The 14,169-nt window shown below is 37.9% G+C and carries 12 protein-coding genes; 3 read left to right on the top strand and 9 right to left on the bottom strand.

Annotation, left to right across the window (positions count from 1 at the left end):
• Positions 1-75 precede the first annotated feature (75 nt).
• A complete protein-coding gene (locus H5072_RS02685) occupies positions 76-1,509 on the top strand; it encodes a sulfotransferase (protein ID WP_182692588.1) in 1,434 nt (477 codons plus the stop codon).
• Here H5072_RS02685 and H5072_RS02680 read toward each other — a convergent pair.
• Positions 1,506-2,414, bottom strand: a complete 909-nt coding sequence (locus H5072_RS02680) for an alpha/beta fold hydrolase (RefSeq protein WP_182692587.1) — start codon at positions 2,412-2,414, stop codon at positions 1,506-1,508. The two genes, H5072_RS02685 and H5072_RS02680, sit on opposite strands and share 4 nt — an antisense overlap.
• A 128-nt stretch (positions 2,415-2,542) precedes the next feature.
• Between H5072_RS02680 and rlmF the strand changes: the two genes are divergently transcribed.
• Positions 2,543-3,475 (top strand): 23S rRNA (adenine(1618)-N(6))-methyltransferase RlmF, encoded by a 933-nt coding sequence (rlmF, locus tag H5072_RS02675; protein WP_149603590.1) that lies wholly within the window; start codon positions 2,543-2,545, stop codon positions 3,473-3,475.
• Positions 3,476-3,515: 40 nt separating this feature from the next.
• Positions 3,516-4,520 carry a low-specificity L-threonine aldolase gene (gene ltaE / locus H5072_RS02670; protein ID WP_182692586.1) on the top strand — a complete coding sequence of 335 codons (1,005 nt, stop codon included), beginning with the start codon at positions 3,516-3,518 and terminating at the stop codon, positions 4,518-4,520.
• Here ltaE and H5072_RS02665 read toward each other — a convergent pair.
• The 8 genes from H5072_RS02665 to H5072_RS02630 form a co-directional block, all read right to left on the bottom strand.
• Positions 4,494-5,087: a thymidine kinase gene (locus tag H5072_RS02665; RefSeq protein ID WP_182692585.1), complete on the bottom strand. Its 594-nt coding sequence runs from the start codon at positions 5,085-5,087 to the stop codon at positions 4,494-4,496. The two genes, ltaE and H5072_RS02665, sit on opposite strands and share 27 nt — an antisense overlap.
• Positions 5,088-5,180: 93 nt before the next feature.
• Positions 5,181-5,975, bottom strand: a complete 795-nt coding sequence (locus H5072_RS02660) for an amino acid ABC transporter substrate-binding protein (RefSeq protein ID WP_182692584.1) — start codon at positions 5,973-5,975, stop codon at positions 5,181-5,183.
• Positions 5,976-6,047: 72 nt separating this feature from the next.
• Positions 6,048-6,518: a methylated-DNA--[protein]-cysteine S-methyltransferase gene (locus H5072_RS02655; protein ID WP_182692583.1), complete on the bottom strand. Its 471-nt coding sequence runs from the start codon at positions 6,516-6,518 to the stop codon at positions 6,048-6,050.
• Positions 6,518-7,870 (bottom strand): DNA-3-methyladenine glycosylase 2 family protein, encoded by a 1,353-nt coding sequence (locus H5072_RS02650; RefSeq protein ID WP_182692582.1) that lies wholly within the window; start codon positions 7,868-7,870, stop codon positions 6,518-6,520. The genes H5072_RS02655 and H5072_RS02650 overlap by 1 nt, the downstream gene beginning before the upstream one ends.
• Positions 7,871-7,944: 74 nt before the next feature.
• Complete coding sequence (locus tag H5072_RS02645; RefSeq protein WP_182692581.1) at positions 7,945-8,556, bottom strand: superoxide dismutase; 612 nt, start codon at positions 8,554-8,556, stop codon at positions 7,945-7,947.
• A gap of 22 nt (positions 8,557-8,578) precedes the next feature.
• Positions 8,579-9,085, bottom strand: coding sequence for a hypothetical protein (locus H5072_RS02640; protein ID WP_182692580.1), 507 nt, complete (start codon positions 9,083-9,085; stop codon positions 8,579-8,581).
• 79 nt (positions 9,086-9,164) lie between these two features.
• The gene (locus H5072_RS02635) at positions 9,165-9,647 is read right to left on the bottom strand and encodes a GNAT family N-acetyltransferase (protein ID WP_002958990.1); all 483 of its coding nucleotides are present in this window, start codon (positions 9,645-9,647) and stop codon (positions 9,165-9,167) included.
• A gap of 12 nt (positions 9,648-9,659) precedes the next feature.
• On the bottom strand, positions 9,660-14,169 hold a 4,510-nt coding region (locus H5072_RS02630), incomplete at its 5' end, for a PAS domain-containing protein (RefSeq protein WP_182692579.1).

The raw sequence follows: 14,169 nt of genomic DNA, 5'->3' as shown, positions 1-14,169 counted from the left end.
TGAATAATTTTTAACGCAGTGAGTACGCTATTTAATGCGATAGAATGATTATTTTTTAATAAAATTGGTATAACTATGCTACTTGAAAAAGCCAACCAACTACTGCAACAAAATAAACTCAAAGAAGCCGAGTTCCATTTTAAAGCAATTTTAAATAGTAACCCTGAAAATGGTGAGGCTTTATTTGGCTTAGGCAGAATTGCCTTACGACTAGAACGTTACGACGCTGCTGTATACCTACTCCAAAAAGCCTGTGAGCGCTTGCCTCATATGCTTGAACCATTACATGCCCTTGCTGATGCTTTTAACGGTGTTCATTCGCCAAACGATGCGCTAACGGTCCTTGAATACGCAAAAAAATTAGCAAGTCATAATCCAGAACCTCATTATTACTTAGCACAGCACTATTTAACACATGGCGAGTTAGATAAAGCTCATACAACTTTTGCTCATGCACTCAGCATTGGTGTATACCCTGTAACAGCCTATATTTTATTTGAACTTGTACAATTAGGTCGCTTTGATAAAGAACATAATTATGTAAGTAATTTGCACCACTTATTAACTCAAACTAGTAATTTACGTTTAAAAATGGTGTGTTACTACGCATTAGCAAACAGTTACGATGCACTTGAGGATACCGAGCAAGCATTTAATTATTTTATATTGGCGAATAAATTACAAAAAAAATTAAGTGAATTTAACACTAGAGATTTAATCCCTTTTTACGATGAAATAATAAAATACAACACCGAGCAGTTTATAGCCTCTGCCGATAAAAAATTTACGGGTAATATCACGCCTGTATTTATTATTGGCATGCCTCGTAGTGGCTCTACCCTTGTGGAGCAAATGTTGGCAAGCCATAGTCAGTTTTCGAGCCTAGGAGAGAGCACGAGTATTAGTAATAACGCAGTTGCTTTTATCGAACAAAAAACGGGAGTGACTTACCCGCAATGTTTAGCACATTTAACGCCGGATTTAATCAAAAAAGCCCGCGAGCTGTATATCACAACATTAAAAACAGCATCGCCCATCAGACCTTTTATAATAAATAAACTGCCGAGTAATTATCAGTCGCTCGGACTTATATATATTCTATTTCCAAATGCTAAATTTATAAATTTAAGTCGTGATTTTAATGCCACCGCATTTTCTATCTTCACTAATTACTTTGCTGAAAACGAGCCTTACTTTTGCTCACTACCTGAGTTTAAGCTTTATCATAAGTTGTATGAAAAACTAATGAGCCATTGGCACTCTTTTAAAGAGATGCCAATTTATGATGTCAGTTACGAAGATTTAGTGAATAACCCAAAAGAGCAGCTAACGCAGTTACTTGGCTTTTTAAACTGTCATTTTGAAGAGCGCTGCTTAGCGTTTTATAAACAAAAAACACCGGTAACGACCTTGAGTAAACATGCTATACGCCAACCTATTAATAATGCCGCAATCGCTAAGTGGGAGCGTTACAAAACACCTCTTCTAAAGTTACTTGATGAGAATTAATTAATCGGATGTGCTTTAAACCAATTAAGTAAATCTTTAAATTGATCATCACGCGCACTTGGGTGGGTAAGCATATTAATATGATCGTAATCAAAATTATGCCCGTGTTTACGACCGTAAATTTGCATTTGTTGAATGCCTAGCCCCGATTCGTCCATAAATTTTTGAATATCGATTGGTTGCGCTAATGCTTTATCTTTTACCGCAGCAATATGAAGCGTTGGCGGTAAATGCAGGTTGTTTAGCGCTTTTGCATAATCAAAATTATCATCAGAATCTATCCATGGCTTCTTTTTAGCCCATTGCATACTTTGATAATGCGACTTTTGAGTTTCGTTATCGCTGCCCCACTTATAACCTTTAGCGTTTAAATAGCCATGTTTTTTAGCAAGTAAAGGCGCCATAAAATACCAAATTAAATTGGCTTGTAATAATTTTTGAGGGTGATTATTAAATAAAGAACGCTTAGAGCCAAAATACACACATGCTTTAACGTCGTTAATATATTCTGGAAAACGTGCAAACGCGCTGTTCATCAACACCCCGCCCCAAGAGTGAGCAACCCAGTAGTCTGGCTTTTTGCCTTCAATCAACTCTATTTGCTTAATAAAGGCAGGAATGTCTTCTAGGATAGACTCAGTTTGTCCATATTCAGAATCGCTCGAAATGATTGGCTTGCTATCACCTCGGCCACGTAAATCAGCCACATAACATCTATACCCATGCTCAGCTAAAAATGGTGCGAGCCCTTTATTAGAGTGCGTGTAAAAAATCTTACCGTTTTCTATTGCTCCATGCATAAAAAATACGATGGGCCCTTGCTGATCTTCATCGCTAATACGGCGTAAATGAAGAGTTTGCTGAGAGTCTAAATCAACTATTATTGATTGCTGAGAAATTGCCACAGTTATTCCTTTTTATTATTTTCAACTCATCCTACCAGTAATATTAAATATACCAAAGGAAATGTCTGCACTTTACTCATCAGCATTTGTTACAATCACCACATCATATCTGTTGTTAAAATGAAGCCATGAAAGAAAATAAAGCACGTTCAAAATTACACCCTCGTAACCTACATAAAAATGGGTACGACTTCGATTTATTAACAACAGAGCATCCTGCTCTACTGCCCTTTGTTATAACCACACCTGCAGGGACTAAAAGCATTGATTTTAGTGACAACAAGGCTGTTAAAACACTTAATCAAGCTCTTTTAAAAGCACATTATAATATTGATTTTTGGGATATTCCCGAGCACAACTTGTGCCCGCCTATACCTGGGCGTGTTGACTACATTCATTACTTAGCCGACTTATTAAGTGATGATAACCAACAACAAATACCTTTAGGTAAGCAAATTAAAGTACTTGATATTGGTACTGGTGCTAATTTAGTTTATCCGCTTACTGGTACAAGTGAATATAAGTGGCATTTTACCGGGACTGATATTGATACAGCCTCAGTAAAAATAGCAAAGCAAATTGCTCAGTTTAATGGTTTAAAAATAACCCTAAAGCAACAAAAAAACGCATCACATATTTTTAAAGGCGTTATAAATCAAAAAGATCTATACCATTTAACGCTCTGTAACCCTCCGTTTCATGCAAGTGAAGAAGAGGCAAGTAAAGGCAGTGAACGTAAGTGGAAAAACTTAGGAAAAACACCCAGTAGCACGCTTAATTTTGGTGGTCATAATAATGAATTGTGGTGTGAAGGCGGTGAAGTACAGTTTATCTCTAATATGATTAAAGAAAGCGAAGACTTTGCAGAGCAAGTACTGTGGTTTACGTCGTTAGTCTCTAAAAAAGATAATATTGCAGCCCTTGAAGAAGTATTAAAAGCTCACCCAATAGCACAGTATAAAATTGTTGATATGGCACAAGGTCAAAAAATTAGCCGCTTTATTGCATGGACCTACTTTGATAAAGACACTCGTGAGCAAATTTGTAGCGAGCTTGATTAATACCAATTTTATTAAAAATAATAAAAAGGATAAGGCAATCATGATAGATTTTCGCTCTGATACAGTTACAAAACCAACAAAAGAAATGCGCGATATTATGTACAACGCACCGGTTGGTGACGATGTATATGGTGATGATGAAAGCGTTAACCAACTAGAAGCCTATGCGTGTAAGCGTTTTAACTTTAAAGCCGCACTTTATTGTAGCTCAGGCACACAAGCCAACTTACTTGCGTTAATGGCGCACTGTGAGCGAGGTGACGAATACATTTGTGGCCAAAATGCTCACAATTATAAGTTTGAGGGTGGCGGCGCAGCTGTTTTAGGATCTGTGCAACCACAGCCTATTGAAAACGATGCTGATGGCAGCATCCCTTTTAGTAAAATAGCGGCGGCTATAAAACCAGACGATTGCCATTTTGCAAAAACGCGATTGCTCAGCTTAGAAAATACCATTGGCGGAAAAGTACTCCCGCTTGAGTACTTAGCCCAAGCACGTGACTTTGTTAATACGCATAGTTTAGCGCTGCACTTAGACGGCGCACGTGCTTTTAATGCCGCTGTTGAGCTAAAAGTTGATATCACTGAAATTACAAAACACTTTGACTCAGTTTCTATTTGTTTATCTAAAGGTTTAGGTGCGCCCGTAGGCTCTTTATTATTAGGCTCACCAGCACTTATTAATAAAGCAAGACGATGGAGAAAAGTACTTGGTGGTGGTATGCGCCAAGCCGGAATGCTTGCAGCCGCTGGACAATTTGCACTTGAGCACAATGTAGAGCGCTTAAAAGACGATCATGAAAATGCACGTTATTTGGCTCAACAATTAAGTGAGATCAGTGGCTTTACTGTCGATATGACTAACACCACTAATATGGTTTACGCAACATACAGTAGCAGTATAAATATTGAAGATATTGCTGAAGCGCTAAAACAACAAGGAATATTATTTAGCCCAAGCAAGCAGCTTAGGCTAGTTACGCATTTAGATATAACCCGCGAAGATATTGATACATTTTTAAATGCTTTGTCGGCCCATATTTAACGCGGCTTTATAATGTTTGCGGCATACCGAAACATATCGGTCATTGCCGCCAATTTCTACTTGGTTACCATCGGCTATTGCTTCGCCATTTTCATCGGTACGCAGTACATGGTTTGCTTTACGTCCACAGTGGCAAACAGTTTTAAGCTCAACTAACTTATCAGCCCACGCAAGCAAATATTGCGACCCTATAAATAGCTCGCCTCTAAAGTCGTTACGCAGGCCATAACACAATACCGGTATACCGAGTTCATCAACCACATCTGTTAATTGCATTACTTGTTCTTTTGATAAAAATTGGCACTCGTCAACTAACACACAATGGCGCTTTTTATCATTATTGAGTGATTGAATAAGATCAAAAACATCTTTACTAGCATCAAATACATGCGCATCAGCTTGCAAACCAATACGAGAAGATACTTTACCCACGCCTTGTCTAACATCAATGGCAGCAGTCAGGATCACAGGTTCCATGCCACGTTCTTTATAATTAAATGCAGATTGTAATAACGTGGTTGATTTACCTGCATTCATTGCAGAGTAGTAAAAGTATAATTGAGCCATTGTGGTGCCATTTTATAAAAAGTGCGCTTATGCTACCTTAATATTAAATTAATACCAATTTACAAACGCGAATTTTATTTTGTCAGGGCCTGTTTATTTAAGTGTTTGTAAGTATTTAATATACACAGGTGCACTTTCAAATTTTGATAACCACTGCCACATTTGCAAGCTTAGAGCATTATTTTCTTCATAGAATTTTTTTGAAAAAACAAGGTAACCATGGCTGGTTTCGTAAGGGGGATAAATAGGTTTAACATTATTACCCTCATACGGATAACTCGACACTTTTAAGCCATCTACTTGGCATAGATCAACGCTCGCTTGCACTACCCCCTTATCTAGCAACTCAAAAGCTTTGCTTTTAGAAAACGTATTATGAATAAAAAATGGTTCTTCTTTTAACGCGCTATTTAGCCCATAACCATTAGGAATAGCTATCGTAAATGCTTTATTTTGAAATACTTCACGAGTCTCCCATTCCTTATGAAATTTATAACGCCCTATAAGGCAGCTGCCAAATTCACTTACTGCGTAGTCATCTTGTAACTTACCTTGCTCATCAACAGGGTAAATAGCAACGTTTTCTCGCCCTTTGCGGTAACTTGCAATAACAGCATTAACTCGATTAAATTCTAAATCGTTTAAGCATCTACGCCATGGCTTTCTAACAAATGATATTGCTACATTGGGCAATGCTAAATCAAGTTGTTGAAGTATTTCGATTGATGCACCAGGTTTATCTGTTGGTATATTTTGGCCATCACCTAAAAACATGGGTGCTATGTTTTTGTCTTCGTAACAAAACACGAGACTTTGCGGTTTGCTAAACGCAGTAGCGGTAAACATTAAACTGGCAATAAAAAAGTACACTAAGCTATTAATACGCATAATAATTTTTATTAGTTGATTATTTAAATTATAGGTTGAGTTAAGCAGACTGGCTATATTTTATCAATTAATTTACATTAATCCTTCGTGTTTCAGCAACCACAGTTTCCTTTCAAGCCCACCAGCATAGCCCGTTAACTTTGCATTTGCGCCAATAATGCGGTGGCACGGTACAATAATACTAATCGGATTTTTACCATTAGCAGCGCCTACTGCCCTCACTGCTTTTGGGTTATTGAGTTGGTTAGCAATATAGCCGTATGTTTGCGACTGTCCAAAAGGTACTGTTAATAGTGCTTGCCATACACTTTGCTGAAATACAGTACCGGTTGTATCAAGTGGTACATCAAACATAGTGCGTTTTTTTGCAAAGTACTCATTTAACTGCGCAGCGCAAATAAGCACCGCCTTGTTAGTAACTTGCTCAAATGGCGTATAAGAGTGCTCAACTAAAGGATAAAACCCAACGTAACTCACACCTTTATCAGTCGCTTGAATAATTATGTCGTCTATAGGGCTCGAAATTGATGTTTGAATGATCATTATAATTGCTGCCAAAGTTGAAACGTTAAGTAAGAGCGAAAAGGAGCGCAATTAGCAGGCTCAAAAGGGTTTGCCGCCGCTTGAGCTTTTTTAACACCTAAATCACCATCAAGTAATATATCGGGTTGGCTTTGTCCTCGCAGCTTTGCATAATTTACTGTCCAAGGACCAATTCCCTTTAAGCTAAGCCATTCGTCTAAATCGTCATTTTCAGGATTTAGTGCACAAAACTGGGCTAAGTTGTGTAGCGCATTTTTGCGTGCTTGTGGCATTTTAAAAAATGCAAAATCACTATTAGCAACAATTTTAGCCGTAGGAAAATAAACGGCATCGCCCTCTTTTTCGCCTAATTCATCAACTAACTTTGTTACTAAATTATGCGCTGCAGTAACACTCACTTGTTGCCCAAGTACCGCTCTTATACCGGCTTCAAAACTTGACCAAATCCCCGGAAGTCTGAGTCCTTCGCAAACTGTAAACGCATTGTTTATATTGGCGCTTAAATGCATTTGAATTAAATTAATATCGGCATCTAAATCAAGCACACGGCGTATATTATTTATAACAGGTTGTAAGTACGCCGTATTGTCTATATTGATAGATACACTAAAGTGGTTTTTACTCGCTATAAATTCTGCGGTAAAACTTCCTTTATATTCCTCACTTGCAAAAGTACGCCCGTAGCTCGTTTGCGTTATCCACTCCATTGGTTTTATCAAGCGCCTTTGTAAAAAGCCCTGCAAAGCAGGCCAATCATAAGGCGGCCTAAATGGCAGGGTTAAAGTGAGTGTTGACGTTGGTTTTTTATCGCCACTGCGCAGCTTCGAGGGAGCTATATTTAACTGCTGTAAAAATGCATCATTAAAACGCCTAATGCTTTTAAAGCCTGCGGCAAACGCTATTTCGGTAAGGGGTAAATGTGTTTCTTGAATCAGTTTTTTAGCAAAGTGGCATTGGTTAAATAATCGATATTGCGTAATCGACACGCCAAAATACTGCTTAAACAACTGCCTTAAATAACGACTACTTACGCCTAAACGAGCTGCTAATTTTTCGCAGTCGTGCTCGTCATTTTGATCTATTAACTGTTTTGCTCTAAGTGCCGTCGTTTTTGTACCCTGCCATGCTGCGCTGCCAGGGGCACTATCGGGCCTGCAACGAATACAGGGCCTAAAACCATCTTGCGCCGCGTTATGGGCAAACTGATAATAAGCAACGTTTTTTTCGTGAGCCGTTGGTGCAGGGCAAATTGGTCTGCAATAAATACCGGTACTTCTTACCGCTACGTAAAAAAGCCCGTCAAAACGAGGATCACGACTCTGACGTGCTTTTTGCCAATGTGAAGTGTCCATAAACGGCTCTATAAATTAACCTAATAGAGCCTAGCTTATACAAAAAAACTCACATTACTAGCCATATTCGGCACTCAACTTACTGCGGCTAGGTAGCGTTTTTCAACTTCAGTCCAATTAATTACATTATAAAAAGCAGCAATATAGTCAGGACGCTTATTTTGATACTTCAAATAATAGGCATGCTCCCATACATCAAGTCCCAAAATAGGGGTATTTCCCTGCATTAAAGGGCAATCTTGATTAGCACTATTTTCTACAATCAACTTTTTATCTGAGGTCACACATAGCCACGCCCAACCACTGCCAAATTGACTAATTGCAGCAGCAGTAAATTGGTCTTTAAACTTATCAAAACTGCCAAACTGTTCATTTATTGCCTGAGCTACACTACCTTCAGGTTCCCCTCCTCCTTGAGGGCTCATTACTTGCCAAAATAAGCTGTGATTAAAATACCCTCCTACATGCTCTTGTACTGCTTTTTGTAAATTACTAGGCAGGCTGTTTATTCCCTTAAGTAATTTTTCAGCATTTGCGGTTGCATAAACAGTATCTGCTAAAGCAGCATTGGCTTTATTGATATACGTTTGATGATGCAATGTGTGGTGAATATGCATTGTTTTACCATCAATATGAGGCTCAAGCGCATCGTACTCATAGTTAAGTGCAGGCAAAGTAAAAGCCAAAAATACTCCTTTTTCTTTTAAATTAGTGCAGTTGATTGTTTGTAGTGCTCTCTGAGCATAAGCAAAAATTCACTTGCTTTATTAGCTCAGGTAAAAAATGATAGCGTCTTGCAAATAATACAAGTTCAGAGGACGTTTTAGTGTAATGATGCTTACTCACTTTTTGTATATCGTAATGAGTATGCTTAATTAGCGAACAGAGTGTTAAGTGTACTTCGCATAGCCATTTGCATGCATTTTCAGGCTGTTGCAAAGCTATATAGGTATCAGCTAAATTATGCGACGCAACAACAAGTGCAGGTATGCAATGCTCAATAGCATGGATGACATTGTTATTAATCTGAGCATATAAAAACTGCTGAAGAAGATGATCTGCAAGTGTTTTAGCTAATAAGTATTTATCGCGGGCTTCGAGAAGTGCACCTTGTTCAAATGCATAATTACCTTGCATTATATTCGACTGCCAAGGGCTTAATGCTTGATCAAGACAAAGTAAATCTGAGTGGGATTGTTTTTGATTTGAGATCATATAATCATCTGCACGTTTATTTATGGGCGTGTAGTTAACTTACACACCCATAAACCTAAATACAAATGATTTTCATTAACTATTTAGCAAAGTCTAGTAATTCCTGCCCTGTTAAGCGATATATAATCCATTCGTTTTGCGGCTTTGCACCAATGCTATTGTAAAAATCGATAGCGGGTTTATTCCAATCAAGCACTACCCATTCAAAACGACCACAGTCATTACTAATCGCCTTATTAGCTAAGTGCTTCATAATGGCTTTACCTGCACCATTGCCACGGCTATCTGGGCTTACGTATAAATCTTCAAGGTATAGGCCATTTTTACCTAACCATGTAGAGTAATTATAAAAATAGACCGCAAAACCAATTGGCTCATCACCTTCTAAACAAATTATGCTGTGCGCAGTAGCACCGTCGCTAAACAGCGTATCTAAAATAGCCTGTTCGTCTGTTTTAACTGCATCCGGTTCTTTTTCATATATGGCAAGTTCGGTAATAAAGTGCAAAATTGTTTTCGCATCACTTGGTTTTGCATCACGTATTATAACGGGTTGGCTCATTGTATTTTTACCTTAAATATACTGCTCTATTTTATCTTTTAAAATATCTAATTGAATCGGTTTGCTCAAGTAGTCATCCATTCCAGCGGTTATACAACGCTCTTTATCAGAGTCCATTGCGTTAGCCGTAATAGCAATGATCCTAATGTTTTTGTGTTGTATACCCGCCATACCTTTACGTATAGCTGCAGTTGTAGCAAAGCCATCCATAACAGGCATCTGGCAATCCATAAGAACGAGCTTAAAGAAACCAGAATCGTGAGACTCTAATATATCTATCGCTAATTGACCATTTTCGGCAATTGTAACGTCACAATTAAGCTTTTTGAGCATTAATGTAGCCACTTGCCGATTAATTGGATTATCTTCTACAAGTAATATTTGGGTAGGTTCCTGCACCTTTTCTTTTTTAAGAGAGGAAATATAGCCTGAAGTAACAAGTGGGAGTGTCTCGTCTGCATCATTACTTGTTATCACTGACAGTGCAGAAATTAAATCGGCAGTGGTTACAGGTTTGGGGAAATATGCCTGAAAGCCTGCATTAGAATAGCGCTGCGCACCTTCCATACCAGCAATACTGGTCATCATTACAAGTGGCATTGATTTATAATATTCATGTGCTTTTAGTGCTTTACACAGCTCTATACCATCCATTCCTGGCATTTGCATATCAAGCACTGCAATGTCATACATGCAATTGTTACTTTTATACTGCTGCGCGCACATATCAAGAGCTTCGCGTGCGTCACATGCAAGCGCAACCTTAGCGCCCCAGTGCTCAAGCTGCTGTGAAATTACAATTCGATTTGTCTCGTTATCATCAACAACCAAAACGGTTAGCTCTTCCATATTAATATTAGGAATATAACGTTCTTTTTGATCTCCCGGAGTCAGCATTATAGTGGCAGTAAAAGTACTCCCTTTACCGGCTTCGCTAGTGAGGGAGATAGCTCCCCCCATTAGTTCACAAAGCTGCTTACAAATAGCCAGCCCTAAGCCACTGCCTCCATATTCACGCGTTGTTGATGCATCGACTTGAGAGAAAGGGGTAAATAATTGCTCTTGTTTTTCTAAACTAATTCCTATGCCTGAGTCCTTTATACTTACAACAAACTCTAAACCTTGAGCTACTTTATTAATTTTCGCGCTTACAACAACCTCGCCTTGACTCGTAAACTTAACGGCGTTGCTTAATAAATTAGTAATAACTTGGCGAATGCGCCCAGGATCGCCGCATAACTGCGAAGGCTCTAGCGCTACCAGATCCAAAATAATTTCAATACCTTTGTCTTGAGCTGTAAATGCTTGTGCGGCAGCAACTTCACCAATTAAATCACGTCCATTAAAGTTAATCTCTTCAAGCTCGATTTTACCTGCTTCAGCTTTAGAGAAATCTAAAATATCATTAATTACACCCAATAAAGAATGTGCACTTTTTTTGGCTATATCTACTTTTGTTTCTATTGGTTTAGATAACGACTCTAATTGAACAAGCTCTAGCATGCCGAGTACGCCATTCATCGGCGTTCTAATTTCATGGCTCATGGTTGCTAAAAATTGGCTCTTAGCAATGGCTGCATCTTCAGCTTTTACAAGTGCTACTTTTAGCTCCTCACTAATTACTTTTCGTTTTTGAAAAACTAAAGTGCTTCCCACTAAAGTAGCTAATGAGCGAAGATACGTTTCTTCACTTTGCGTCCAGTTGTGATGCTCGCCTACTGTTTCAGCGCACAAAATACCTAAATTACCATCGCCTGTTGCAATTACAGCATCAAGCATCGATTTAATATTTAGTGGTGTTACATATGCTTCAATAAAATCAACAGTTGCTGAGTGAGTATAAACATCATCAATAGCCACTAAATTATGTTTATAAATAGCATTAAAATAAGCTGGGTAGTCTTTAGCAGTTAAAATAGCGTCGGTATCTACAAACCCTTGACCATTTATATATAAGCAATGACACGTCATCACATCTCGTTTTTCGTTAAAGATCCATATCGAAGCTCGTGTAACATTTAGCACTTCACACATAGATTTAACGGCTAGCTTTTTAACCTGTTCTACATCACTATTTTGCACCTCAGGTGCGACTGTAAGCGCTGCTAAATTTTTGTTATAACGATTTGCTTTTTCGCTCTCAAGTTCAAGTCGTTTATGTGCATCAATACTTTGAAATGAACCAAACACACGTACACATTTACCGTCTTTAAGCTCAGCTTGGCCCATCGATTTAACCCAACGCTCTTGCCCAGAATAGGTCAAAATAATAAGCTCTACACTCCAGCTTTCACCTAAAGTCACTGCGCACTCAAATAAGGTACTTATAGTATCTCGGTGTATGCCTGGTTTATAAAAGTTAATAGCGGTATCTATGCTCGGTTCAAAGTCCTCTGGTACTTCGTGAATAACTTTAACTTCATCAGACCAATAAAGTGTATGCGCATCTAAGTCCATCTCCCATGCGCCAATCTGCCCTTGCTTACTCATTGATTCAAGTAGGCTTTGCTGACGATTTATTTTTAACTGTGTATTGTAACGCTCTGTAATATCAAAAATAAATCCATCTAAATACAATATGCTGCCATCATCTGCGTAAATGGCTTGGCCTTTTTCATTTACCCAATGTAAGGAGCCATCGCGGGCTGTAATCCTATACTCAACAGACCATGACTGCTTAGCGCTAACACAACGTAGAATTTCATCTTTTATTTTTTTAGAATCGTCTTCGCATATCAAATCAAAAAAGCTGGGGGGTTCATCATGTATCAACTCATCAGGTGAATAACCTGTTATTCCACTCGCTTGCTCGCTCATATAAAGCATGCTTAATTTATTATCAAACTTACATCGATAAATAATGCCAGGGATATTTGATACCAAAGATGCAAACCTATCGCGGCTTCCTTGTAGCTCAAGCTCTGTAGATTTTCGTTCTGATATATCTAAATGCGTACCTATCATACGTTTTGGAGAGCCATCGGTATTCCACTCAACTACTTTTGCAGTATCGAGTACCCATATCCAATGTCCATTTTTATGCTTCATGCGGGCTTCACTAACAAAATAGTCAGTCTCACCGGCAAAGTGCTCTTGAAGTTTTTTATTTGATATCACTAAGTCGTCTGGGTGAGCATATGTATACCAAGTATCTATAGTACAAGGCTCAATCTCACTGAGTTTGTAACCTATTATCTCGGCCCAGCGGTTATTAAACGTCACTTGATTAGTATCAATATACCAATCCCAAATACCCACGGCTGTTGAGTCTATCACTAGCTGTAACTGTGTTTTGTGATGCTCAAGCTCTAGCTCTTGTACTTTCAGGGCTGTAATGTCATTACGAATAGCAATATAGTTTTGCGGTTTTCCATTTTCATCTAAAAATGGTGCAATTGTCGTATCTACCCAATATATGCCACCATGCTTAGCTTTATTGCATATTTGCCCGTTCCATATATCACCACGTTTAAGCGTTTTATACATATTTTTAAAAAATGCTTTTTCGTGTTTTCCTGAATTTAAAAGGCGATGGTTTTGACCTATTAATTCGTGTTCATCGTAGCCACTAATCTCACAAAATTTCTTATTTACAAAAGTGATGGTGCCATGCAAATCAGTTACAGCAACAATAGCGTGTTCATCTAATGCACTTTTTTGCTCGGCTAACTGTTTTAATGCAATTTGAAGTGCAGAGCGTTGCTTTTGTAATATACTTTGTTGCTCTTCTTTTACGGCTACTAAATTACGTAAACCCAATGAAAGCTGGTTAAACTCAATACTGTCGTTTATTACAGGGACTTTTACCTTGTCTCCTTTTGTAATACTTTCAACAATTTTAGCTAAGTTAATTAAAGGTCTAGAAAGTCGACGCTCAAACCACCACGATGACGTTAATATAAGCAGTAATGCCCCCGCATTTGTTAATAAAGCAAGCTGTTTATAAAAATTAGCACCTTGTAGTGCAACTTCTTTTGGTTTTGTTACAAGTAACTGCCATCCAGATTCATTTAAAAACTCTAGAGAATCAATATACCCGTATAAAGTCTCTTCATTTTTATTACTGTAAGAAAAAACACGTTGCGTTGGGGAGCCGTTTTGAGAGAAAAATAATGGTTGAGAATCTTCTGAATTATTATTTTTTTGAATTTTATTATTATGCATAACATAAAATGTTATGTCTTTATTTGCAGCGTGTATTTTACGTAGATTATTTAATAAGCCGTTTAAATTTATATCTGCGAGCAATATGGCTTGTAGCTTATTTTCGGTATTTACTAACGGTAAGCCAATAATATGATACTCACGCCCTGAGACTGTCATTGACTGAAATTGGATTTTACCTGTACTTTTAATACCAGAGAGTATGTTATTAAAACGTTGATCTTTAATAATATTAAAAAAGGGTGATGAAGGTAGTGATTTAACGAGGTTTACATCAATAAGTTCTACATTATTAACAAAGTCGTACTGCTCAACAAATTGCGCTATTAATTGTTGTTTTTTAGTCGGGCTAATATCA

This window comes from Pseudoalteromonas sp. SR45-5, from assembly GCF_014163565.1.
Lineage (GTDB): Bacteria > Pseudomonadota > Gammaproteobacteria > Enterobacterales > Alteromonadaceae > Pseudoalteromonas > Pseudoalteromonas distincta.
Note: the sequence above shows the minus strand (reverse complement) of the source record. Positions and strands in the feature narration are given on the sequence as shown.